The organism is Rahnella sp. PAMC25617 (genome assembly GCF_050606005.1).
GTDB lineage: Bacteria > Pseudomonadota > Gammaproteobacteria > Enterobacterales > Enterobacteriaceae > Rahnella > Rahnella variigena.
In genome coordinates, this window is record NZ_JBOCUM010000017.1 from 161785 (window position 1) to 185964 (window position 24180).

General features: G+C 52.9%; 21 protein-coding genes. 20 read left to right on the plus strand and 1 reads right to left on the minus strand.

The window, feature by feature from the left end:
* From ilvN to lpxC, 18 genes are all read left to right on the plus strand, one after another.
* Window positions 1–492, plus strand: a complete 492-nt coding sequence (gene ilvN, locus ACM615_RS19870; protein ID WP_013577020.1) for an acetolactate synthase small subunit — start codon at window positions 1–3, stop codon at window positions 490–492.
* Window positions 493–659: 167 nt separating this feature from the next.
* A complete protein-coding gene (gene cra, locus ACM615_RS19875) occupies window positions 660–1664 on the plus strand; it encodes a catabolite repressor/activator (protein WP_113876342.1) in 1005 nt (334 codons plus the stop codon).
* A gap of 711 nt (window positions 1665–2375) precedes the next feature.
* Window positions 2376–2834 carry a division/cell wall cluster transcriptional repressor MraZ gene (gene mraZ, locus ACM615_RS19880; protein WP_112286955.1) on the plus strand — a complete coding sequence of 153 codons (459 nt, stop codon included), beginning with the start codon at window positions 2376–2378 and terminating at the stop codon, window positions 2832–2834.
* Between the two features lie 2 nt (window positions 2835–2836).
* Complete coding sequence (rsmH, locus tag ACM615_RS19885) at window positions 2837–3778, plus strand: 16S rRNA (cytosine(1402)-N(4))-methyltransferase RsmH (RefSeq protein ID WP_112286954.1); 942 nt, start codon at window positions 2837–2839, stop codon at window positions 3776–3778.
* Complete coding sequence (ftsL, locus tag ACM615_RS19890; protein WP_112286953.1) at window positions 3775–4095, plus strand: cell division protein FtsL; 321 nt, start codon at window positions 3775–3777, stop codon at window positions 4093–4095. Before rsmH ends, ftsL begins: the two co-directional genes overlap by 4 nt.
* A gap of 27 nt (window positions 4096–4122) precedes the next feature.
* Window positions 4123–5886, plus strand: coding sequence for a peptidoglycan glycosyltransferase FtsI (locus ACM615_RS19895; RefSeq protein WP_112286952.1), 1764 nt, complete (start codon window positions 4123–4125; stop codon window positions 5884–5886).
* Window positions 5873–7360 (plus strand): UDP-N-acetylmuramoyl-L-alanyl-D-glutamate--2,6-diaminopimelate ligase, encoded by a 1488-nt coding sequence (gene murE, locus ACM615_RS19900; RefSeq protein WP_431012382.1) that lies wholly within the window; start codon window positions 5873–5875, stop codon window positions 7358–7360. Before ACM615_RS19895 ends, murE begins: the two co-directional genes overlap by 14 nt.
* Window positions 7357–8718, plus strand: coding sequence for a UDP-N-acetylmuramoyl-tripeptide--D-alanyl-D-alanine ligase (gene murF / locus ACM615_RS19905; RefSeq protein WP_431012383.1), 1362 nt, complete (start codon window positions 7357–7359; stop codon window positions 8716–8718). The genes murE and murF overlap by 4 nt, the downstream gene beginning before the upstream one ends.
* Complete coding sequence (mraY, locus tag ACM615_RS19910; protein WP_112286949.1) at window positions 8712–9794, plus strand: phospho-N-acetylmuramoyl-pentapeptide-transferase; 1083 nt, start codon at window positions 8712–8714, stop codon at window positions 9792–9794. The genes murF and mraY overlap by 7 nt, the downstream gene beginning before the upstream one ends.
* Window positions 9795–9796: 2 nt before the next feature.
* A complete protein-coding gene (murD, locus tag ACM615_RS19915; protein WP_431012384.1) occupies window positions 9797–11113 on the plus strand; it encodes a UDP-N-acetylmuramoyl-L-alanine--D-glutamate ligase in 1317 nt (438 codons plus the stop codon).
* Window positions 11114–11118: 5 nt separating this feature from the next.
* Entirely contained in the window at window positions 11119–12321 is a 1203-nt protein-coding gene (gene ftsW, locus ACM615_RS19920) for a cell division protein FtsW (protein WP_369920229.1), read from the plus strand.
* A complete protein-coding gene (gene murG / locus ACM615_RS19925; RefSeq protein ID WP_120161922.1) occupies window positions 12318–13385 on the plus strand; it encodes an undecaprenyldiphospho-muramoylpentapeptide beta-N-acetylglucosaminyltransferase in 1068 nt (355 codons plus the stop codon). Before ftsW ends, murG begins: the two co-directional genes overlap by 4 nt.
* Window positions 13386–13463: 78 nt before the next feature.
* Window positions 13464–14939 carry a UDP-N-acetylmuramate--L-alanine ligase gene (gene murC, locus ACM615_RS19930; protein WP_431012385.1) on the plus strand — a complete coding sequence of 492 codons (1476 nt, stop codon included), beginning with the start codon at window positions 13464–13466 and terminating at the stop codon, window positions 14937–14939.
* Window positions 14932–15852: a D-alanine--D-alanine ligase gene (locus ACM615_RS19935; protein ID WP_431012386.1), complete on the plus strand. Its 921-nt coding sequence runs from the start codon at window positions 14932–14934 to the stop codon at window positions 15850–15852. The genes murC and ACM615_RS19935 overlap by 8 nt, the downstream gene beginning before the upstream one ends.
* Window position 15853: 1 nt before the next feature.
* Window positions 15854–16690 carry a cell division protein FtsQ gene (gene ftsQ, locus ACM615_RS19940; RefSeq protein WP_112286944.1) on the plus strand — a complete coding sequence of 279 codons (837 nt, stop codon included), beginning with the start codon at window positions 15854–15856 and terminating at the stop codon, window positions 16688–16690.
* Complete coding sequence (ftsA, locus tag ACM615_RS19945) at window positions 16687–17943, plus strand: cell division protein FtsA (protein ID WP_009634688.1); 1257 nt, start codon at window positions 16687–16689, stop codon at window positions 17941–17943. The genes ftsQ and ftsA overlap by 4 nt, the downstream gene beginning before the upstream one ends.
* Window positions 17944–18014: 71 nt before the next feature.
* Complete coding sequence (ftsZ, locus tag ACM615_RS19950) at window positions 18015–19169, plus strand: cell division protein FtsZ (protein ID WP_112286943.1); 1155 nt, start codon at window positions 18015–18017, stop codon at window positions 19167–19169.
* Between the two features lie 99 nt (window positions 19170–19268).
* A complete protein-coding gene (gene lpxC, locus ACM615_RS19955) occupies window positions 19269–20186 on the plus strand; it encodes a UDP-3-O-acyl-N-acetylglucosamine deacetylase (protein ID WP_112286942.1) in 918 nt (305 codons plus the stop codon).
* A gap of 12 nt (window positions 20187–20198) precedes the next feature.
* Here lpxC and ACM615_RS19960 read toward each other — a convergent pair whose 3' ends face one another.
* On the minus strand, window positions 20199–20723 hold the full coding sequence (locus tag ACM615_RS19960) for a DUF721 domain-containing protein (RefSeq protein WP_431012387.1): 525 nt from the start codon (window positions 20721–20723) through the stop codon (window positions 20199–20201).
* Between the two features lie 26 nt (window positions 20724–20749).
* Between ACM615_RS19960 and secM the strand changes: the two genes are divergently transcribed.
* Together secM and secA are read left to right on the plus strand one after the other, a co-directional pair.
* A complete protein-coding gene (gene secM, locus ACM615_RS19965) occupies window positions 20750–21277 on the plus strand; it encodes a secA translation cis-regulator SecM (protein ID WP_112286940.1) in 528 nt (175 codons plus the stop codon).
* Window positions 21278–21358: 81 nt separating this feature from the next.
* Window positions 21359–24076 (plus strand): preprotein translocase subunit SecA, encoded by a 2718-nt coding sequence (gene secA, locus ACM615_RS19970; RefSeq protein WP_112286939.1) that lies wholly within the window; start codon window positions 21359–21361, stop codon window positions 24074–24076.
* Window positions 24077–24180: the final 104 nt, after the last annotated feature.

A 24180-nucleotide genomic window follows, 5' to 3' on the forward strand; every position in this document is an offset into this window, starting at 1 on the left:
ATGCGCCGGATTTTATCAGTTTTACTGGAAAACGAATCGGGCGCGTTGTCCCGTGTAGTCGGCCTGTTCTCTCAGCGTGGCTACAACATTGAAAGCCTGACCGTGGCACCCACTGACGATCCAACCCTGTCACGCATGACCATTCAGACCGTCGGCGATGCCAAAGTGCTTGAGCAAATCGAAAAGCAACTGCATAAGCTGGTCGACGTACTGCGCGTGACCGAGCTGGTGCAGGGTGCTCATGTTGAGCGTGAAATCATGCTGGTGAAGGTGCAGGCTTCCGGCTATGGCCGTGAAGAAGTTAAACGTTCAACTGAGATTTTCCGCGGTCAGATCGTGGACGTCACCGCCACGCTTTACACCGTTCAGTTGGCGGGAACCAGCGACAAGCTTGACGCATTTTTAGCCAGTATCCGTGATGTGGCTGAAATTGTGGAAGTTGCACGCTCCGGGGTGGTCGGTGTTTCGCGTGGCGACAAGATTATGCGTTAAAGCTCAAATAATCAGCAAGATGTGAAGTCTTGCTGATAGTTAAAAGCCCGGCTCATGAGCCGGGCTTTCTTTTTTGCGAGTCAGGTGAAGCGATTCGGTAAAACACCTTGCCCGGCAGGGGCTTCTGCGGTTAGATAAAGTATTATCTTTATTAAGGGGTTTGCTCAGTGAAGCTGGATGAGATCGCGAGGTTAGCGGGCGTTTCGCGTACCACGGCCAGTTATGTGATTAATGGCAAGGCGAAACAGTATCGTGTCAGCGATAAGACAGTCGAGAAAGTCATGGCTGTCGTGAAGGAACATAACTATCACCCGAACGCGGTGGCAGCAGGTCTGCGCGCCGGTCGAACCCGTTCTATTGGTCTGGTGATCCCTGACCTGGAAAACACCAGCTACACCAAAATTGCCAATTTCCTTGAGCGGCAGGCCCGTCAGCGTGGCTATCAGCTGCTGATCGCCTGCTCTGAAGATCAGCCTGATAATGAAATGCGTTGCATCGAACATCTTCTGCAACGTCAGGTTGATGCCATCATCATTTCCACGTCTTTACCGCCGGAACACCCTTTCTATCAGCGCTGGGCTAACGATGATTTCCCGATCATTGCGCTCGACCGTGCCCTTGACCCTGAGCACTTCATCAGCGTGGTCGGGGCCGATCAGGAAGACGCACTGATGCTGGCGCAGGAACTGCGCACGTTCCCGGCTGAATCGGTACTCTATCTCGGCGCACTGCCGGAGCTTTCCGTGAGCTTCCTGCGTGAACAGGGATTTCGTCAGGCCTGGGCTGATGATCCCCGTCAGCCGAAATACCTTTACGCCAATGCCTACGATCGCGAATCGGCTGCCGTCGTCTTTGCTGAATGGCTGAAAACCAACCCGATGCCACAGGCGTTATTTACCACTTCATTCCAGTTGTTGCAGGGTGTCATGGACGTGACGCTGAAAACGGAAGGGCGGCTGCCGGTCGATCTGGCGATTGCCACATTCGGCGATAACGAGTTGCTCGATTTTCTGGAGTGTCCGGTTCTCGCTGTGGCGCAGCGTCACCGTGATGTGGCTGAACGCGTGCTGGAACTGGTGTTGGCCTGTCTCGATGAGCCGAAAAAACCGAAAGCCGGGCTGACCCGTATCCGGCGTAATTTGTTCCGCCGTGGCCGTCTGAGCCGCAAATAAACCTCCTGCGGGCATTCATCCTGACTGCCCGTTCTTTTCCCGTCTCAGCAACACGTTTCATAAGTAACAATGAATAAAGCATCTTGCCGGTTGTGATAATCGAATACGAAAATTCCCATATAAGCAGAATGGGTAAATTAAGAACATTCCCAGACTACTGAATTATTAACAAATGTTTTTGTCTTTCCTGCACTGATATAAACCTGCCAATCAATTTCTAAAATACGTTAATGCTCCCTGCAAAAGTGCTGTAGAATTCCCCGCTTAATTTCCCGCAGTTATGGTCTGACGCGTTGCTGATGAGTTTTGAATCAGCCGGAAGACTGATGTCCTGCGGGTTGGCAGGCAAAATGATGATGATGTAGACGTGGCAGTCATAAAAAAACTGAAAATGATTTTTGTTATGGCAAAACAGTCAGGAAATGAGAGTTAGCTAGCAGAAGAATATAAATAGTTAAATAATGTTCAGTTTGGCTTTTTTTTAAACGAAATTATTAACCCTCCGAAATTTCTTCAACTAATCATGACGTTATTTTCTCTCCCCTTCTAAAAAACATCATCACCTTGCGCTAAGTAATTGCCTGGCTGCGTAAATAATGCCAAACCTTCTCTGCTCTGGCTTGACAAGGTTTTAAAACCATCCGTAAACTCTTTTCTGTGGGAATTTGTGGGGGAAAGTGGTGAAAAAGGTCACAGAGGGGTAGATCGGTCATGTTTCGTGGCGCGACGATGGTTAACCTCGACAGCAAAGGGCGACTTGCCGTACCCACCCGTTATCGGGATTTGCTGAGCGAAGAATCGCAAGGTCAAATGGTTTGCACCATAGACCTCCATCACCCATGTCTCCTCCTTTACACCCTCCCTGAGTGGGAAGTTATCGAACAAAAATTGTCCCGTCTGTCGAGCATGAACCCTGTTGAGCGCCGTATTCAGCGCCTTTTACTCGGGCATGCGAGTGAATGTCAGATGGATAACGCCGGGCGCCTGCTGATTGCAACGACATTGCGACAGCACGCCGGGCTTGAAAAAGAAGTGATGCTGGTTGGGCAGTTCAATAAGTTTGAACTGTGGGATGAACAGACCTGGTATCAACAAGTTAAGGAAGACATCGACGCTGAACAATCGTCTCAGGAACCCCTTTCTGACCGATTACAGGACTTGTCATTATAAGCATGGTTGAAAACTACAAACATACCTCCGTTTTGCTGGATGAAGCCGTTAACGGCCTTAACATTCGTCAGGACGGCATTTACATAGACGGAACTTTTGGCCGCGGTGGCCACTCACGTTTGATATTGTCCCAGCTGGGGCCGGACGGACGCTTGCTGGCGATTGACCGTGATCCACAAGCGATCAAAGCCGCAGAATCCATTGATGATCCTCGTTTTTCGATTGTTCACGGACCTTTCTCTGATCTCGCTGACTATGTGCGTGATCGCGGCCTAGAAGGCAAGATCGACGGCGTATTACTGGACTTAGGTGTTTCTTCTCCGCAGCTTGACGATCCTGAACGCGGATTCTCATTTATGCGCGACGGGCCTCTGGATATGCGTATGGATCCAACCCGCGGTTATTCAGCAGCTGAATGGCTGATGAAAGCGGAAGCCGAAGACATTGCCTGGGTGCTGAAAACGTTCGGCGAAGAACGTTTTGCCAAGCGGATTGCCCGCGCGATCGTTGAGCGTAACCGTGAGCTGCCGATGACCCGAACCAAAGAGCTGGCGGATTTGATTGCCAACGCTTCGCCGGTTCGTGAAAAACACAAACACCCGGCCACGCGCAGCTTCCAGGCTATCCGTATTTACATCAACAGCGAGCTGGAAGAAATCGAACGCGCGCTGGATGGCGCTCTGGAAATTCTGGCACCTGAAGGTCGTTTATCGGTGATCAGTTTCCACTCTCTGGAAGACCGCATTGTGAAGCGTTTTATTCGCCAGCACAGTCGTGGTGCGCAAGTGCCAGCGGGTATTCCGATGACAGAAGCGCAAATCGCGGAGCTCGGCGGACGTTCCCTGAAGTCAGTCGGGAAGATGATGCCTTCAGACGCTGAAGTTGCTGAAAATCCTCGCGCACGCAGTTCAGTTCTGCGTTTTGCTGAGAGAACGACAGCGTGATCGGCAACGAACGCCACGGTTTAGTGGGGGTTATTGCCAGCGATATTCTGCGCAATGGCAAGATCCCGCTGATTTTGCTGATTGCCGTTCTGGTCAGCGCAATCTTAGTGGTCACAACCGCTCACCGTACGCGTTTGCTGACGGCTCAGCGCGAACAATTAGTACTGGAACGGGACGCGCTGGATATCGAATGGCGCAACCTGATCCTTGAAGAGAATGCTCTCGGCGATCACAGCCGGGTAGAACGCATCGCAACGGAGAAATTGCAGATGCAGCACGTTGATCCATCTCAAGAAATCATTGTGGTTCAGCCTTAAAATGCGCACGGAGAATACAGGCAGCTAATGAAAGCAACACGCACCGCGAAGTTAAAGCGTCCAGAAGATCAAGCCAGCTTTATCAGCTGGCGTTTTGCGTTGTTGTGCGCCTGTATCCTGCTGGCATTGGTTGGCCTGATGTTGCGTGTGGCATACCTGCAGGTCATTAACCCGGATAAGCTGGTGAGAGAAGGGGATCTGCGTTCCCTGCGCGTGCAAACCATTCCTACCTCACGTGGCATGATTACCGATCGTTCCGGTCGCCCTCTGGCGGTCAGCGTTCCGGTCAATGCTATCTGGGCAGACCCGAAAGAAATTAACGATCGCGGCGGCATTACCGTCGATACCAAATGGAAGGCACTGGCTGACGCGCTGAACATGCCGCTTGCCCAGCTTTCCGCCCGCATTAATGCTAATCCAAACGGCCGCTTCGTCTACCTTGCCCGTCAGGTTAACCCTGCCGTTGGCGAATATGTCCATAAACTCAAACTGCCGGGGATTTCCCTGCGTCAGGAATCGCGCCGTTATTATCCGGCCGGTCAGGTGACGTCGCATGTTATCGGCGTGACCAACATTGATGGCGAAGGCATTGAAGGCGTTGAGAAGAGTTTTGACCGCTGGCTGACCGGTAAACCCGGTGAACGTACCATTCGTAAAGACCGCTTTGGTCGCGTTATCGAAGATATTTCTACCGTCGACAGTCAGGCCGCCCACAACCTCGCACTGAGTATCGACGAGCGTTTACAGGCGCTGGTTTACCGCGAACTGAATAATGCGGTGGCGTTTAACAAAGCCGAATCAGGTACCGCCGTGCTGGTTGATGTCCAGACCGGTGAAGTGCTGGCGATGGCGAACAGCCCGTCATATAACCCAAACAACATGCCGGATACCCCGAAAGATGTGATGCGTAACCGTGCCATCACCGACATTTTTGAGCCGGGTTCTACAGTGAAACCGATGGTGGTGATGACGGCACTGAAAAACGGTGTGGTCCGCGAAAACAGCGTGCTGAACACCCTGCCGTATCGGATCAATGGCCATGAGATTAAAGATGTTGCGCGTTACGGTGAGCTTTCCGTCACGGGCATCTTGCAGAAGTCGAGTAACGTCGGTGTTTCACGACTGGCGTTATCGATGCCCTCCGCTGAGCTGGTAGATACTTACTCGCGATTCGGATTGGGAAAACCAACCAATTTGGGGCTGGTTGGAGAAAGCAGTGGCATATACCCTAAAAAACAACGGTGGTCTGACATAGAGAGGGCCACCTTCTCTTTCGGCTACGGGCTAATGGTGACACCTCTCCAGTTAGCGCGAGTCTACGCAACGATCGGCAGCATGGGCATTTATCGCCCATTGTCGATCACGAAAGTTGATCCGCCGGTATCCGGCGAACGTGTCTTCCCTGAACCGCTGGTGCGTACCGTCGTACATATGATGGAAAGCGTCGCATTGCCTGGCGGCGGTGGCGTGAAGGCCGCGATCAAGGGTTACCGTATTGCGATAAAAACGGGTACCGCGAAGAAAGTCGGTCCGGACGGTAAATACGTTAACAAATATATTGCCTATACCGCCGGCGTTGCGCCAGCAAGCAATCCAAGATTTGCGCTTGTGGTGGTCATTAACGATCCACAAGCAGGGAAATATTACGGTGGGGCCGTTTCCGCACCAGTGTTTGGCGCCATCATGGGCGGCGTATTGCGTACCATGAACGTTGAACCGGATGCGCTGACTGCCGATGAAAACGCAGACATAGTGAATAATCAAAAAGAGGCTTCAGGTGGCAGATCGTAATTTGCGCGACATCTTAGCGCCCTGGGTGAGTGATGCCCCGGCAGCAGCGCTAAAAGACATGATTCTGGACAGCCGCGTTGCGGCTGCCGGCGATCTGTTTGTCGCGGTTTCAGGCCATACCAGTGACGGGCGTCGTTTTATTCCCCAGGCAATTGCCCAGGGCGTCGCTGCCGTCGTGGCCGAGGCAAAGGGTGAACAAGAACACGGAACGGTTTGCCAGATGCATGGTGTACCGGTCATTTATCTCGAAGATCTCAACGTCCTGCTGTCAGAACTGGCGGGACGTTTTTACCAGCAACCGGGCAAAGCGTTACGTCTGGTTGGCGTAACCGGTACCAACGGTAAAACCACCACCACGCAGTTGCTGGCGCAGTGGAGCCAGTTACTGGGCGAAACCAGCGCCGTGATGGGCACCGTCGGCAATGGTTTGCTGGATAACGTGGTACCCGCAGAAAACACCACCGGTTCTGCCGTGCAGGTTCAGCACATTCTGGCCGATCTGGTGAAACAGGGCGCAACCTTTGCCGCAATGGAAGTTTCTTCCCACGGACTGGTTCAGCACCGTGTTGCCGCATTGCCCTTTGCCGCGGCCGCCTTTACCAACCTGAGCCGTGATCATCTTGATTATCACGGTGATATGCAGAGTTACGAAGACGCCAAATGGCAGCTTTTCTCCTCGCATCAGGTGGGGCAGAAAATCATTAATGCTGACGATGAAGTCGGGGCGCGCTGGTTAGTGAAAACGCCTGATGCTGTCGCCGTCAGTATTGAAGACAAAATCCCGGCAGGCTGGAAAGGCCGCTGGCTGGTGGCGCGCAGCGTGAATTATCACGATAATGGCGCTACCGTAAATATCGATTCAAGCTGGGGCGAAGGTAAGTTTGATAGTCGCCTTATGGGCGCATTTAACGTCAGCAACCTGCTGGTTGCGCTGGCAACGCTGCTTTCCCTGGATTATCCGCTGGCGCAATTACTGGCTACGGCTTCTCAGCTACAACCGGTTTGCGGCCGCATGGAAGTCTTCAATGCACCGGGCAAACCTACCGCTGTCGTTGATTACGCTCATACGCCTGACGCGCTGGAAAAAGCACTGGCGGCTGCCCGTCTGCATTGTCGCGGTACGCTGTGGTGTGTGTTTGGTTGCGGCGGTGACCGTGATAAAGGCAAGCGCCCGCTGATGGGCGGCATTGCGGAGCAATACGCTGACCGTGTGATCGTCACCGATGACAATCCACGCAGTGAAGATCCGCGTGCTATCGTCGCCGATATCCTTGCTGGCCTGCTTGATGCAGGACGTGCGCAGGAAATTCATGGTCGCGCAGAAGCCGTCACCAGCGCAATTATGCAGGCGAAAGAAGAAGACGTCGTGCTGATTGCCGGTAAAGGGCATGAAGACTACCAGCTGGTCGGTAACCAACGCCTCGATTATTCCGACCGCGTCACGGTTGCACGTTTGCTGGGGGTGATCGCATGATCCGCGTTTCCCTGCAAACTCTGGCAGATGTGCTCAACGCTGAGCTCATCGGCACAGATACTCAAATCGACAGCGTGACCACGGATACCCGTCTGGTCACCCAGGGCGCTTTGTTTATCGCGCTGAAAGGCGAAAAATTTGATGCCCATGACTTTGCTGCTGATGCCGTAAAAGCCGGCGCAAGGGCTTTGCTGGTGAGTAAGCACTTACCGGTGGAGGTTCCTCAGTTAGTGGTTGCCGACACCCGCATTGCTCTCGGGCAACTGGGTGGCTGGGTGCGTCAGCAGGTTCCGGCCCGTGTCGTCGGCCTGACCGGTTCATCCGGCAAGACATCTGTAAAAGAGATGACTGCGGCTATTTTGCGTGAGCGCGGCAACGTGCTGTACACCGCTGGAAACTTCAATAACGACATCGGTGTTCCACTCACCTTGCTGCGCCTGACCGCAGAACATGATTTTGCCGTCATCGAAATGGGTGCAAATCATCTTGGTGAAATCGCCTATACCACTGCGCTGGCACGGCCTGAAACGGCACTGGTGAATAACCTGTCAGCTGCGCATCTCGAAGGTTTCGGTTCCCTGGCGGGTGTCGCACGGGCGAAAGGCGAGATTTTCGATGGCCTGCCGGAAAAAGGCATTGGCGTGATTAATGCCGACAACAACGACTGGGCGAACTGGCAGCATAAGCTGGACAGTAAAACCGTCTGGCGTTTCTCCCCGACTTTCGGTGAAGGCATCGATTTCAGTGCGACTGATGTAGAAATCAGTCCGCTGAATACCGCGTTCACTCTGCATTCTCCTCAGGGCAGCATTAATGTCTCGCTGCCGGTCCCCGGTCGTCACAACATCGCTAACGCACTGGCTGCGGCTGCGCTGGCAATGTCCGTCGGTGCATCGACGGAGAACGTGCGCGCGGGTCTGGCGACCCTGCAATCTGTCAAAGGGCGTTTATTCCCAATCGCACTTAGCGAAGGTAAAACCCTGCTTGATGACAGCTACAACGCCAACGTGGGTTCCATGACAGCCGCGGCGCAGGTGCTTTCTGAAATGCCTGGCTACCGCGTGATGGCGGTGGGCGATATGGCGGAACTGGGCGCAGAAAGCGAAAGCTGCCACCGTCAGGTCGGCGAAGCCATCCGCGACGCCGGTATCGACAAAGTATTCAGTATTGGTCATGACAGCCGCATCATCAGTGATGTCAGCGGATGTGGTGAGCATTTAGAGGATAAGGCAGCCCTGACGGCCCGTTTAACGAGCTTACTGTCTGAACACGCGGTAATTACCGTTTTAATTAAAGGTTCACGTAGTGCCGCAATGGAGCAGGTAGTACGCGCGTTACAGGAGAATGCAACATGTTAGTTTGGCTGGCCGAACACTTGGTCAAATATTATTCCGGCTTCAACGTCTTTTCCTATCTGACGTTTCGCGCCATTGTCAGCCTGCTGACCGCGTTGTTCCTGTCGCTGTGGATCGGGCCGCGCATGATTGCCCGTCTGCAAAAAATGTCTTTCGGTCAGGTTGTCCGTAACGACGGTCCTGAGTCGCATTTCAGTAAACGCGGTACGCCAACGATGGGCGGCCTGATGATTCTGGCGTCGATCACAATTTCTGTACTGATGTGGGCGTATCCGTCCAATCCGTATGTGTGGTGCGTGCTGTTTGTTCTGATTGGTTACGGCATCGTGGGCTTTATCGATGACTACCGCAAAGTCGTGCGCAAAGACACCAAGGGCCTGATTGCACGCTGGAAATACTTCTGGCAGTCAGTCATCGCGCTGGCGGCGGCATTCACCATGTATGCCATTGGTAAAGATACGCCTGCGACTGAACTGGTGGTGCCGTTCTTTAAAGACATCATGCCGCAGCTCGGTCTGATGTACATCCTGCTGAGCTACTTCGTGATCGTGGGAACCAGTAACGCCGTCAACCTGACCGATGGTCTGGACGGTCTGGCGATTATGCCAACGGTCTTCGTCGCAGCAGGTTTTGCGCTGGTGGCATGGGCAACCGGTAACATGAACTTCGCCAGCTATCTGCACATCCCTTATCTGCGTCATGCCGGTGAACTGGTGATCGTGTGTACGGCGATCGTCGGTGCCGGGCTTGGATTCCTCTGGTTCAACACCTATCCGGCACAAGTATTCATGGGCGATGTCGGCTCTCTGGCTCTGGGCGGTGCGCTGGGTACCATCGCCGTATTGCTGCGTCAGGAATTCTTACTGGTGATTATGGGCGGTGTGTTCGTGGTCGAAACACTGTCGGTGATCCTGCAGGTTGGGTCCTTCAAGTTACGTGGACAGCGCATTTTCCGTATGGCGCCTATCCATCATCACTACGAACTTAAAGGCTGGCCGGAACCGCGCGTCATCGTGCGCTTCTGGATTATTTCGCTGATGCTGGTGCTGATTGGCCTGGCGACGCTGAAGGTACGGTAATTATGGCTGACTATCAGGGTAAAAAAGTGGTCATCATCGGGCTGGGTCTTACCGGCCTGTCCTGTGTTGATTTCTTTGTAGCACGTGGCGTGATGCCGCGTGTCATTGATACCCGCGTCAGCCCGCCAGGACTCGATAAACTGGCGGATAACATTGAGCGTCACCTGGGTTCGCTCAACGAAGACTGGCTGCTGGATGCAGATTTAATTATTTCCAGTCCGGGCGTTGCGCTGGCGACGCCGGCACTGATCGCTGCTGCTGATGCAGGCGTGGAAATTGTGGGTGATATCGAACTGTTTTGCCGTGAAACGACGACACCTATTGTCGCCATCACCGGTTCTAACGGTAAGAGCACCGTCACCATGCTGGTGGGCGAAATGGCGAAAGCCGCGGGCTGGCGCGTCGGCGTGGGCGGCAATATCGGCCTGCCGGTGCTGACCATGCTGGATCATGAATACGATCTGTTCGTGCTTGAGCTTTCCAGCTTCCAGCTTGAAACCACGCACAGCCTTCACGCGGCGGCGGCGACCATTCTGAACGTGACTGAAGATCATATGGATCGCTATCCGTTTGGTTTGCAGCAATACCGTGCGGCAAAACTGAAAGTGTATGAAAACGCTGCGTTGTGTGTTGTTAACGCGGACGATGCGCTGACCATGCCGGTGCGTGGCGCGGATAAACGTTGTGTGAGTTTTGGTGTCGATGTGGGTGATTACCATCTGACCCGTCAGCAGGATGATATCTGGCTGCGTGTTCATGGCGAAAAAGTGCTGAATACCCGTGAAATGCCGCTGACCGGACGCCACAACTACACTAATGCGCTGGCTGCTCTGGCGCTGGCAGATGCGGTGAATATTCCTCATGCGTCCAGCCTGAAAGCGCTGACCACTTTTACCGGTCTGGCTCACCGTTTTCAGATAGCCTGGCACCACAACGGCGTGCGCTGGATTAATGATTCCAAAGCCACCAATGTGGGCAGCACTGAAGCGGCGCTGAACGGTTTGCAGGTTGAAGGGACGTTACATCTGCTGCTGGGCGGAGACGGAAAATCTGCTGATTTCGCACCGCTGACGCGTTATCTGCAGGGCGATAATTTGCGTATTTATTGCTTTGGCCGTGATGGCGCGGAGCTTGCTGAGTTGCGACCTGATGTTTCCTCCCTGTTTGAAACAATGGAACAGGCGATGCGGGAAATCAGTCAGCACGTGACTTCCGGCGATATGGTTCTCCTGTCTCCGGCTTGCGCGAGTCTGGATCAGTTTCGCAGTTTTGAACAACGTGGTGATGCCTTCACCGCGCTGGCGAAGGAGCTGGGCTGATGCGGTTGCGTATTCCGGGGCTGAGCCTCATCGCAAAATTTAATGACTGGGTGATGGGCGCCAAGGAAAGCGACTCGGTCACGCTGGTACTTTACGACCGGACGTTACTGTGGCTGACCTTTGGTCTGGCGATCGTGGGTTTTGTGATGGTGACGTCGGCTTCCATGCCTATCGGTCAGCGTCTGGCAGACGATCCGTTCTTGTTTGCTAAACGTGATGCCATTTATCTCGGTCTGGCTTTTGGTTTATCGCTGGTGACGCTTCGGGTGCCGATGGCCGTCTGGCAGAAGTACAGCAACGTGCTGTTGCTGCTGTCTGTAGTGATGCTGCTGGTGGTTCTGGTGGTCGGTAGCTCCGTCAACGGGGCCTCGCGCTGGATTTCACTCGGACCATTGCGTATTCAGCCTGCTGAGTTCTCAAAGCTGTCGCTGTTTTGCTATCTCGCCAGTTATCTGGTGCGCAAGGTAGATGAAGTACGCAGCAACTTCTGGGGCTTTTGCAAACCGATGGGCGTGATGGTCGTGCTGGCCGTTTTACTGCTGGCTCAGCCTGACCTGGGTACCGTAGTCGTATTGTTTATCACCACGCTGGCGATGTTATTCCTGGCGGGGGCGAAAATGTGGCAGTTCCTGGCGATTATCGGTTCCGGTGCGTTTGCGGTTGTGCTGCTGGTTCTTGCCGAACCGTACCGTATGCGCCGTGTTACCTCTTTCTGGAATCCGTGGGCCGACCCGTTTGGTAGCGGCTACCAGTTAACCCAGTCGCTGATGGCATTTGGCCGTGGTGAATTCTGGGGACAGGGCTTAGGGAATTCAGTACAGAAACTGGAGTATTTACCGGAAGCGCATACCGACTTTATCTTCTCCATTTTGGGTGAAGAACTGGGGTATTTCGGTGTGGTTTTGGCCCTGTTGATGGTATTCTTCGTCGCTTTTCGCGCGATGTCCATCGGGCGCCGTGCATTAGAGATTGATCAGCGTTTTTCCGGATTTTTGGCCTGTTCTATCGGCGTGTGGTTTAGCTTCCAGGCGCTGGTCAATGTGGGTGCAGCGGCGGGGATGTTGCCGACCAAAGGTCTGACGCTGCCGCTGATCAGTTACGGTGGTTCGAGCTTAATCATTATGTCGACGGCAATCGTGTTATTGCTGCGAGTGGATTTTGAAACGCGGCTGGCAAAAGCCCAGGCGTTTGTAAGGAGTGCCCGATGAGTGGCAATACCCGGCGTTTAATGGTGATGGCCGGCGGTACCGGTGGACATGTGTTTCCGGGGCTGGCTGTGGCGCATCACCTTATCGCGCAAGGTTGGGAAGTTCGCTGGCTCGGTACAGCAGACCGGATGGAAGCGGATCTTGTGCCGAAACACGGCATTGATATTGATTTCATTAAAATCTCTGGATTACGTGGGAAAGGTCTGAAAGCGCAACTCACCGCCCCGATTCGCATATATCATGCGTGGCGTCAGGCGAAGGCCATCATGAAACGCTTTCAGCCAGATGTGGTGTTAGGCATGGGCGGATACGTTTCCGGCCCCGGCGGTCTGGCGGCATGGTCACTGGGTATTCCGGTGGTGCTGCACGAACAAAACGGCATTGCGGGCATGACCAACAAAGGGTTGTCGCACATTGCTACCAAAGTATTGCAGGCGTTCCCCGGTGCTTTTCCGAAAGCGGATGTCGTGGGAAATCCGGTACGCACGGATGTGCTGGCACTGGAATTGCCGGAAACGCGCTTAGCCGGACGCGAAGGCCCGATCAGAGTCTTAGTGATTGGCGGCAGTCAGGGTGCGCGGGTGCTTAATCAAAGCATGCCGGAAGTCGCGGCGCTGATGGGCGATAAAATTACGTTGTGGCATCAGGTCGGTAAAGGTGCGCTGGAGTCAGTGAATCAGGCTTACGAAAAAGTCGGTCAGACTCAGCACAAAGTCACCGAATTCATTGATGACATGGCAGCAGCTTATGCCTGGGCAGATGTGGTTGTTTGTCGCTCCGGCGCGTTAACGGTCAGTGAAATTGCTGCCGCAGGTTTACCGGCTATTTTTGTGCCATTCCAGCACAAAGACCGCCAGCAGTACTGGAACGCATTGCCGCTGGAAAAAGCGGGTGCTGCAAAAATTATTGAACAGAAAGACTTTAGTGCCGCAGCCGTCGCTGATCTGATGGCCGGATGGGACAGAACCCATCTGATGCAAATGGCAAAAGCTGCGCGTGCAGCCGCTATTCCTGATGCGACAGAGCGTGTAGCCGCAGAAGTGGTTGCCGCCAGTAAAAAATGAAATTGAACGGGCCATGCAGTGTGTGGTCCCAGCCGTAAGAAACGGATTAATCAGTAACCTGAAATAGTGAATAAAAACGTGAATACACAACAATTGGCGAAACTGCGTACCTTCGTGCCCGAGATGCATCGTGTCCGGCACATTCACTTTGTTGGCATCGGTGGTGCCGGCATGGGTGGTATCGCCGAAGTGTTGGCAAATGAAGGCTATCAGATCAGTGGTTCCGATCTGGCGCCGAACGCAGTAACACAGCAACTGACCGCTCTGGGCGCGACGATTTATTTTAATCACCGTCCTGAGAACGTGCTGGATGCCAGCGTAGTCGTGGTATCCACGGCAATCTCTTCCGATAACCCGGAAATCGTTGCCGCACGTGAAGCGCGAATACCTGTGATCCGCCGCGCGGAAATGCTCGCTGAGCTGATGCGTTTTCGTCACGGTATCGCCGTGGCAGGTACGCACGGCAAAACGACGACCACAGCGATGGTCACCAGTATTTATGCTGAAGCCGGTCTGGATCCGACATTCGTTAACGGCGGACTGGTCAAAGCGGCGGGTACCCATGCGCGTCTGGGATCAAGCCGTTTCCTGATTGCTGAAGCAGATGAAAGTGATGCGTCATTCCTTCATCTGCAACCGATGGTGGCAATTGTGACCAACATCGAAGCGGATCATATGGATACGTATCAGGGTGACTTTGAAATCCTGAAGCAGACGTTCATTAATTTCCTGCACAACCTGCCATTCTACGGACGTGCAGTGATGTGCATTGATGATCCGGTGATCCGCGAGCTGGTCCCACGCGTGGGCCGTCATATGACGACGTACGGTTTCAGCGAAGACGCAGATGTGATTATTGAAAATTACCGCCAGGTCGGCGCGCAAGGACACTTTACGCTGCGCCGTCAGGACTTGCCGCTGATAAGCGTGACGCTGAATGCGCCGGGTCGTCATAACGCCCTGAACGCCGCGGCCGCAGTAGCCGTTGCGTCAGATGAAGGGATCAGTGATGACGCCATTCTTCGCGCACTGGCAGGTTTTCAGGGTACAGGCCGTCGTTTCGATTTCCTGGGCGAATATGCGCTGGAAAATGTGAACGGCAAAACCGGCAGCGCGATGCTGGTTGATGACTACGGTCACCATCCGACGGAAGTCGATGCGACGATCAAAGCCGCACGGGCAGGTTGGGCGAATAAGCGCCTGGTGATGATTTTCCAGCCGCACCGTTACACGCGTACCCGTGATTTGTACGACGATTTTGCGAATGTGCTGTCTCAGGTTGATGTGCTGATCATGCTGGATGTTTATCCGGCTGGTGAAGCGCCCATCCCTGGCGCTGACAGCCGCTCGCTTTGCCGCACCATCCGTGCGCGCGGAAAATTGGATCCTATTTTGGTTTCTGATATTGAAGCCGTGCCGGAAAGTCTGGCGCAGATCCTCGAAGGTGACGATTTAGTTCTGGTTCAGGGCGCCGGTAATGTCGGCAGAGTGGCCCGTAAATTGGCTGATCAAAAGCTGCAACCAGTGAAGAAAGGTGAAGAACATCATGTCTGAGAAAGTAGCAGTATTGTTGGGTGGTACTTCCGCAGAACGCGATGTGTCATTACAGTCCGGCGCCGCAGTGCTGGCTGGCTTACGTGAATCAGGCATTGATGCTCACGGCATCGATACCAAAACGTTTAATGTGGCGCTTCTTAAAGAAGAAGGCTTCAGCAAAGTCTTTATCGCACTGCACGGTCGCGGCGGTGAAGACGGTACGTTGCAGGGCTTGCTGGAACAAATCGGTTTGCCTTATACCGGCAGCGGTGTAATGGCGTCTGCGCTGACTATGGATAAATTCCGCACCAAACTGGTGTGGCAGGCGTTAGGTTTACCAGTCGCACCGTTTGTTGTACTGCATCGTTCACAAATTGAAGAAGCAGGGCAGGGCGCTCTGGCGGCAAAAATCGCCGAACTGGGTCTGCCGGTAATCGTCAAACCCAGCCGCGAAGGTTCCAGCGTTGGCATGAGCAAAGTGACTACGGAAAAAGAGTTGCTGCCAGCCCTGCAGGAAGGCTTCCGCCATGACGATAACGTACTGATTGAAAAATGGCTGAGCGGCCCGGAATACACGGTCGCCATCGTGGGTGACGACGTGATGCCCTCCATTCGCATCCAGCCAGCCGGAACATTTTATGACTATCAGGCAAAATATTTGTCTGATGAAACACAGTACTTCTGTCCGAGCGGTTTAAGCGAAGCACAGGAACAACAGCTTTCTGCGCTGGCATTGCAGGCGTATCAGGCGCTCGATTGCAGCGGCTGGGGGCGTGTTGACGTGATGCAAGACAGCGACGGCAGCTTTAACCTGCTGGAAGTAAATACGTCGCCGGGCATGACCAGCCACAGTCTGGTGCCAATGGCAGCCAAACACGCCGGGTTAAGTTTCCCGCGGCTCGTTTCCCGTATTCTGGCACTGGCGGACTGATATGTCTCAAGCCGCCCTGAATACCCGAGAGCGTGAGACGGTCGAAAACAACGGCCGTCGCAGTAACGGTGGCCAGCTGGCTGGGATCGTGTTTCTGTTGTTGGTTGTAGGAACGATTTTATGGAGTGCGTGGGCCGTTGTTGGCTGGATGCAGGATGCGAACCGACTGCCGTTATCCCAGTTAGTGGTTACCGGGGAACGTCATTACACGACCAATGATGATATTCGTCAGGCGATCCTGTCCTTAGGGGCTCCGGGAACGTTCATGACGCAGGATGTAAACGTCATTCAGCAGCAGATTGAGCGTTTACCCTGGATAAAACAGGTCAGCGTTCGTAAGCAATGGCCGAATGAATTGAAGATACACCTGGTGGAGTATGTGCCGGTCGCACACTGGAATGATTTGCATATGGTAGATGCCGAGGGCAAATCTTTCAGCATACCCGCTGAACGTGTGGTCAAACAGAAAATGCCGTTGCTTTACGGTCCGGAAGGCAGCGAACAGGATGTTTTGCAGGGCTTTCAAACAATGAGCCAGGCGCTGGCCGCCGGTAAGTTCCAGTTGAAAGCAGTGGCAATGAGTGCGCGTCACTCGTGGCAGTTAACTCTGGATAATGACGTCCGGCTGGAATTGGGGAGAGATGACCGGATGGGGCGTTTACAACGTTTTATCGAGCTCTACCCGCGATTCCAGCAACAGGCAGAGGCCGATAAGAAACGCATCACTTATGTCGATTTACGTTATGACAGCGGTGCGTCGGTAGGTTGGGCGCCAGAGTTTATTGACCAGCAAAACAGTAATCAGCAACAGAATCAGGCACAGGCTAAACAACAATGATCAAGTCGACGGACAGAAAACTGGTAGTTGGGCTGGAGATCGGTACGGCAAAGGTCGCCGCATTGGTGGGGGAAGTTCTGCCCGATGGCATGGTCAATATTATCGGCGTGGGCAGTTGCCCATCCCGTGGCATGGACAAGGGTGGCGTGAATGATCTGGAATCGGTGGTGAAATGCGTACAGCGCGCCATCGATCAGGCTGAACTGATGGCGGATTGCCAGATTTCCTCTGTTTACCTTGCTTTGTCTGGTAAACATATCAGTTGTCAGAATGAAATAGGGATGGTTCCTATTTCAGAAGAGGAAGTCACACAGGAAGATGTAGAGAACGTCGTGCATACCGCAAAATCTGTGCGTGTGCGTGATGAACATCGGGTTCTGCATGTGATCCCTCAGGAATATGCCATTGATTATCAGGAAGGGATCAAAAACCCGGTCGGACTTTCCGGCGTGCGTATGCAGGCTAAAGTTCACCTGATTACCTGCCATAACGATATGGCGAAGAACATTGTTAAAGCGGTAGAACGCTGCGGCTTAAAAGTTGACCAGCTCATTTTTGCCGGTCTGGCCGCCAGTTATGCCGTTCTGACCGAAGATGAGCGTGAATTAGGTGTGTGTGTGGTCGATATTGGTGGCGGAACCATGGATATCGCGGTTTATACCGGCGGCGCACTACGTCATACTAAGGTTATCCCTTATGCAGGGAACGTGGTCACCAGCGACATCGCTTATGCGTTTGGTACACCACCGACCGATGCCGAAGCGATCAAAGTTCGCCACGGTTGTGCATTAGGTTCGATTGTCGGCAAAGACGAAAACGTCGAAGTGCCGAGCGTAGGTGGACGTCCACCACGCAGTCTGCAACGTCAGACACTGGCTGAAGTTATCGAGCCACGTTACACAGAATTGCTGAATTTAGTGAACGACGAAATTTTGCAATTGCAGGAGCAGTTACGCCAGCAAGGCGTAAAACATCATCTGGCCGCCGGTATTGTTCTGACAGGCGGTGCAGCACAAATTGATGGTCTGGCAGCCTGTGCGCAGCGGGTATTCCATACCCAGGTGCGTATCGGGCAACCCCTGAACATCACCGGGCTGACAGATTATGCGCAGGAACCTTACTACTCAACGGCTGTAGGGCTGCTGCACTACGGGAAGGAGTCTCACCTGAGCGGTGAGGCCGAAGTGGAAAAACGCGCCTCAGTGGGCAACTGGTTCAAACGAATCAACAGCTGGCTGAGAAAAGAGTTTTAATGGTTTAACAACGGGATCATGCTGTTAAGGTTTTTGATCCCGACGCGACAGGCACAAAACGGAGAGAAACTATGTTTGAACCTATGGAACTGACCAATGACGCGGTGATTAAAGTCATCGGCGTCGGCGGTGGCGGTGGCAACGCTGTCGAACACATGGTGCGCGAGCGCATCGAAGGTGTTGAATTCTTCGCCGTTAACACCGACGCACAGGCGTTACGTAAAACGGCAGTAGGCCAGACTATTCAGATCGGTAGCGGTATTACCAAAGGTCTGGGTGCTGGTGCGAACCCGGAAGTGGGTCGCAATTCTGCAGAAGAAGACCGTGAAGCCCTGCGCGCTGCGCTTGAAGGTGCTGATATGGTCTTTATCGCAGCGGGCATGGGCGGCGGTACCGGTACCGGTGCAGCGCCAGTGGTTGCTGAAGTAGCTAAAGATTTAGGTATTCTGACCGTTGCTGTCGTGACTAAGCCTTTCAATTTCGAAGGCAAAAAGCGTATGGCATTCGCGGAGCAGGGTATCGCTGAATTGTCCAAACATGTGGACTCCCTGATTACTATCCCGAACGACAAGCTGTTAAAAGTTTTGGGTCGCGGTATCTCTCTGCTGGACGCCTTCGGTGCGGCCAACGACGTGCTGAAAGGCGCGGTGCAGGGTATCGCAGAGCTGATCACCCGTCCGGGTCTGATGAACGTCGACTTCGCTGACGTGCGCACCGTTATGTCTGAAATGGGTTATGCCATGATGGGCTCCGGCGTGGCATGTGGTGAAGACCGTGCTGAAGAAGCGGCTGAAATGGCGATCTCCAGCCCGCTGCTGGAAGATATCGACCTGTCAGGCGCTCGCGGCGTTCTGGTCAACATCACCGCTGGCTTCGACCTGCGTCTGGATGAGTTTGAAACTGTGGGTAACACTATCCGTGCTTTCGCCTCTGACAACGCTACCGTGGTTATCGGTACTTCCCTTGACCCGGAAATGAATGACGAATTGCGCGTCACCGTGGTTGCGACCGGTATTGGCATGGACAAACGTCCTGAAATCACTTTGGTGACCAATAAGCCAGCCGCGCAGCCAGTGATGGATCATCGTTATCAGCAGCACGGGATGTCTCCGCTGCCGCAGGAAACGAAACCCGCTGCTAAAGTGGTCAATGATCAAAGCGCGCAATCTAATAAAGAGCCCGACTATCTGGACATCCCTGCCTTCCTGCGTAAGCAGGCAGACTAGTCCGAATTGTAGGATCTCCGCTCTTTGTGCTAAACTGTCCCGCCGACCTTAAGGTATGCTTAGGTCGGTTGGATGGATAAACATTGCGAGATAAAAACGATGATCAAACAACGTACATTAAAACGTATCGTTCAGGCGACGGGCGTCGGTTTACATACCGGCAAGAAAGTCACCCTGACTCTGCGTCCTGCACCGGCAAATACCGGGGTCATCTATCGTCGCACTGACTTGAATCCACCGGTTGATTTCCCGGCAGATGCAAAATCCGTGCGTGATACCATGCTCTGTACTTGCCTGGTTAATGAGCATGACGTACGTATTTCTACGGTTGAACACCTTAATGCGGCATTAGCTGGCCTGGGCATTGATAACATTGTTATCGAAGTCGATGCGCCTGAAGTGCCGATTATGGACGGTAGTGCTGCACCTTTCGTCTATCTGCTGATGGATGCAGGGATTGAAGAGCTGAACAGCGCCAAGAAATTCTTGCGCATCAAAGAAACCGTGCGTGTTGAAGACGGTGATAAGTGGGCTGAGTTCAAACCATTCAATGGTTTCTCTCTGGACTTCACTATCGACTTCAACCACCCGGCGATCGATTCCAGCTCTCAGCGCTACAAAATGAACTTCTCCGCAGAAGCATTTGTTCGCCAAATTAGCCGCGCACGTACTTTTGGTTTCATGCGTGATATCGAGTACCTGCAGTCACGTGGTTTGTGCCTGGGTGGCAGCTTTGATTGCGCTATCGTTGTGGATGATTATCGCGTGCTTAACGAAGATGGCCTGCGTTTTGAAGATGAATTCGTTCGTCACAAAATGCTGGATGCTATCGGTGACTTGTTCATGTGTGGGCATAACATCATTGGTGCGTTTACCGCATTCAAGTCTGGCCACGCGTTGAACAACAAGTTATTGCAAGCGGTATTGGCTAAGCAGGAAGCCTGGGAATTAGTCACCTTCCAGGATGAAGCTGAATTGCCGCTGGCTTTTAAAGCGCCTTCCACAGTAATGGCGTAATCGATACTCGTATTACTTATTACGACTGGTTGTTTTGGCACTCTCTCCGGCCAATTCAGCCAGTCGTTCTAATGCCTTCCTCAGTTTTTCCGGGCTACGGCTCGCCAGTCCTCTTAATTCCTCAGCACTTTGCGCACTCAAATGTCTGACAGGCATGGACTCTGAAGCGATTGCTTTATTTTTAATCGCAATCTGCGAAGCATTTTCCATTTTCGACATGAGCGAAGGATTAATCCTGATGTCGATTGATGACAAAGATGGTAGAATTTGCGCTCGAAGTGCAGAGAGTAATGCAGGTTGTTCATAGCGTAATCGCATCATCCAGCTGGCATTAGCAATCTCGAGTACTAAAACACCCTGTCGATAATTACCGACACGACACCATGGTTGCATGGGCGCCGGTAACAGACCTTTGACTGCGCGGTTGAGTTTTAATAACGCCGCAGCACGCTGTTGAACAATACGCAGCGGGCTTTGCTCTGTGGAAGAAGCGTCATCGAACAGGATATCTAATAATTGTGGGCGACTATCGCGCATGACGGGCTCCGGCGGATTGTAAACTTGTGATTGGCATTCTAAATCGTTGGCGACAATTTGGCAGAAGGTATTTTTGGCCGCATCTCCTTTTGGGGATGGTCGCGGCCAGCCTTGGCGTGTCAACGAACCTGTCGCAAACGGAACTGCCTGCTGTTCCCAATACGTCCTCAAGTCTAAACCGTCTTAACATCAGTAGTACAGGGCTGAGTAATCTTGCATTGCTCCAGGCGAACCGCCGCCCGTCTTTTGGTGTGGATTACTGGCAGCAACATGCGTTGCGCACAGTTATCCGTCATCTCTCTTTTGCTCTGGCTCCGCAGGTGGTTTATACCGTTGCCGCGCCGGAAGTGGTCGCTGAAGAAGCCGGACCATTACACGTTCAGCAACTGGCCCTGCTGGTCACTCTGAATGCTTTACTGACCCATGAATCCAAGCCACCGGTTATCATCCGTCAGACGCAACAACCTTTCCTTACCTTCTCTTTACCGCACCAGACCGGCCTGTGGTTAGCACAGGTACAAGGTATTCGTGCTGGGCCAACCTTCCTGATTTAACAGACTGTAATTTCAAACTCTATCTATAAATCAATAAATTAGTGGCCATTTTTAGATGGCCTCCAAGAGATATTAAGCATAATGTTAATCAAATTATTGACCAAAGTTTTTGGTAGCCGTAACGATCGTACACTGCGTCGCATGCGTAAAGTTGTTGATCTGATCAACCGCATGGAACCTGAAATTCAAAAGTTGACCGACGAGCAACTGCAGGCGAAAACCAATGAGTTCCGTGAGCGTCTGGCAAAAGGTGAAGTGCTGGAAAACCTGATCCCGGAAGCTTTTGCTGTGGTGCGTGAATCCAGTAAACGTGTGTTCGGGATGCGTCACTTTGACGTGCAGTTACTCGGCGGTATGGTTCTGAACGAGCGTTGCATCGCGGAAATGCGTACCGGTGAAGGTAAAACGCTGACTGCAACGCTGCCAGCTTACCTGAACGCACTGAGCGGAAAGGGCGTTCACGTCGTGACCGTCAATGACTATTTAGCCCAGCGTGACGCCGAAAATAACCGTCCGTTGTTTGAATTCCTCGGTCTGAGCATCGGCATCAACTTGCCGGGTATGCCTTCACCGGCTAAGCGTGCTGCTTACGCTGCTGACATCACATACGGTACAAACAACGAATACGGCTTTGACTACCTGCGCGACAACATGGCATTCAGCCCGGAAGAACGTGTACAGCGTAAACTGCACTACGCGCTGGTGGATGAGGTTGACTCCATCCTGATCGATGAAGCACGTACTCCGCTGATCATCTCCGGTCCTGCTGAAGATAGCTCAGAAATGTACACCCGCGTGGACAAACTGATCCCTAAACTGATCCGTCAGGAAAAAGAGGATTCCGACACCTTCCAGGGTGAAGGCCACTTCTCTGTGGATGAGAAAGCGCGTCAGGTTCACCTGACCGAACGTGGTCTGGTGCTGATCGAAGAAATGCTGGTAGAAGCAGGCATCATGGAAGAAGGTGAATCTCTGTATTCCCCGACTAACATCATGCTGATGCACCACGTGACTGCAGCACTGCGCGCGCACGTACTGTTCACCCGCGATGTCGATTACATCGTGAAAGACGGTGAAGTCATTATTGTCGATGAACACACCGGCCGTACCATGCAAGGTCGTCGCTGGTCCGACGGTCTGCATCAGGCAGTAGAAGCTAAAGAAGGCGTTGAGATTCAGAACGAAAACCAGACGCTGGCTTCTATCACCTTCCAGAACTACTTCCGTCTGTACGAAAAACTGGCCGGTATGACCGGTACTGCGGATACCGAAGCATTCGAATTCAGCTCTATCTACAAACTGGATACCATTGTTGTGCCAACTAACCGCCCTATGGTGCGTAAAGACATGGCCGACCTGGTGTACATGACTGAGATGGAAAAAATTGGCGCGATTATCGAAGATATCCGTCAGTGTACCGCTAAGGGCCAGCCGGTTCTGGTCGGTACCATTTCGATTGAAAAGTCAGAAGTGGTTTCTAACGAGCTGACGAAAGCGGGCATCGCTCACAGCGTTCTGAACGCCAAATTCCACGCCAAAGAAGCAGACATCGTTGCTCAGGCGGGTCAGCCAAGCGCAGTAACCATCGCTACCAACATGGCGGGTCGTGGTACCGATATCGTGCTGGGCGGCAGCTGGCAGGTTGAAGTTGAAAACCTGGGCGAAGAAGTGACCGACGAGAAAATTGCTGAAATTAAAGCCGCATGGCAGATTCGCCATGACGCGGTTCTGGCTTCTGGTGGTTTGCACATCATTGGTACCGAGCGTCATGAATCACGTCGTATCGATAACCAGTTGCGCGGTCGTGCGGGTCGTCAGGGTGATGCCGGTTCATCACGCTTCTACCTGTCTATGGAAGATGCCCTGATGCGTATCTTCGCGTCTGACCGTGTATCAAGCATGATGCGTAAACTGGGTATGAAACCAGGCGAAGCGATTGAGCACCCATGGGTGACCAAAGCGATTGCCAACGCTCAGCGTAAAGTTGAAAGCCGTAACTTCGATATTCGTAAGCAATTGCTGGAATACGATGATGTGGCGAGCGATCAGCGTCGTGCGATCTACAGCCAGCGTAACGAACTGCTGGACGTGTCTGATGTGAGCGAAACCATTGCCAGCATCCGTGAAGATGTGTTCAAAGCGACTATCGACAGCTACATTCCACCACAGTCTCTGGAGGAAATGTGGGATGTGAAAGGTCTGGAAGAGCGCCTGAAAAACGATTTCGAGCTGGAAATGCCGATTTCTGAGTGGCTGGATAAAGAGCCGGAACTGCATGAAGAAACCCTTCGCGAACGTATCATGGAACTCGCGAAAGAGTCTTACGCCCGTAAAGAAGAAGTGGTTGGCGCTGAAATGATGCGTAACTTCGAGAAAGGCGTAATGTTGCAGACCCTCGATTCCCTCTGGAAAGAGCATCTGGCAGCGATGGATTATCTGCGTCAGGGCATCCACTTACGCGGTTACGCGCAAAAGGATCCTAAGCAGGAATACAAACGTGAGTCCTTCGCGATGTTTGCTGCGATGCTGGAATCCCTGAAATATGAAGTGGTCAGCGTGCTGAGCAAAGTTCAGGTGCGTATGCCTGAAGAAATTGAAGCGATGGAAATCCAGCGCCGTGAAGAAGCGGAACATCTGGCCCGTCAGCAGCAGCTGAGTCATCAGGATCAGCAGGAAATCGAAGTGGCGGAAGCCGCACGTCTGGCTGCCTCCGGTGAACGCAAAGTGGGACGTAACGATCTGTGCCCATGCGGTTCCGGTAAAAAATACAAACAATGCCATGGCCGCCTGCAAAAGTAACATATCAGGCTAAGTCATCGTGTTAATCTTAAAGGCGGCTAATCACCGCCTTTAATTTTGTCTAAAAGTTCGTACAGGACAGTCTTTGCAGTCAGCGAATAGGT

Excerpts from the sequence above, each read along its gene's own strand:
- ilvN (WP_013577020.1), top strand. The coding sequence starts at position 1 with ATGCGCCGGATTTTATCAGTTTTACTGGAAAACGAATCGGGCGCGTTG.
- ACM615_RS19895 (WP_112286952.1), top strand. The coding sequence starts at position 4,123 with ATGAAAGCAACACGCACCGCGAAGTTAAAGCGTCCAGAAGATCAAGCC.
- secA (WP_112286939.1), top strand. The coding sequence starts at position 21,359 with ATGTTAATCAAATTATTGACCAAAGTTTTTGGTAGCCGTAACGATCGT.
- rsmH (WP_112286954.1), top strand. The coding sequence starts at position 2,837 with ATGGTTGAAAACTACAAACATACCTCCGTTTTGCTGGATGAAGCCGTT.
- murG (WP_120161922.1), top strand. The coding sequence starts at position 12,318 with ATGAGTGGCAATACCCGGCGTTTAATGGTGATGGCCGGCGGTACCGGT.
- ACM615_RS19960 (WP_431012387.1), bottom strand. The coding sequence starts at position 20,723 with ATGCGCGATAGTCGCCCACAATTATTAGATATCCTGTTCGATGACGCT.
- ftsA (WP_009634688.1), top strand. The coding sequence starts at position 16,687 with ATGATCAAGTCGACGGACAGAAAACTGGTAGTTGGGCTGGAGATCGGT.
- murD (WP_431012384.1), top strand. The coding sequence starts at position 9,797 with ATGGCTGACTATCAGGGTAAAAAAGTGGTCATCATCGGGCTGGGTCTT.
- ftsQ (WP_112286944.1), top strand. The coding sequence starts at position 15,854 with ATGTCTCAAGCCGCCCTGAATACCCGAGAGCGTGAGACGGTCGAAAAC.
- lpxC (WP_112286942.1), top strand. The coding sequence starts at position 19,269 with ATGATCAAACAACGTACATTAAAACGTATCGTTCAGGCGACGGGCGTC.
- murF (WP_431012383.1), top strand. The coding sequence starts at position 7,357 with ATGATCCGCGTTTCCCTGCAAACTCTGGCAGATGTGCTCAACGCTGAG.
- ftsZ (WP_112286943.1), top strand. The coding sequence starts at position 18,015 with ATGTTTGAACCTATGGAACTGACCAATGACGCGGTGATTAAAGTCATC.
- mraZ (WP_112286955.1), top strand. The coding sequence starts at position 2,376 with ATGTTTCGTGGCGCGACGATGGTTAACCTCGACAGCAAAGGGCGACTT.
- mraY (WP_112286949.1), top strand. The coding sequence starts at position 8,712 with ATGTTAGTTTGGCTGGCCGAACACTTGGTCAAATATTATTCCGGCTTC.
- ACM615_RS19935 (WP_431012386.1), top strand. The coding sequence starts at position 14,932 with ATGTCTGAGAAAGTAGCAGTATTGTTGGGTGGTACTTCCGCAGAACGC.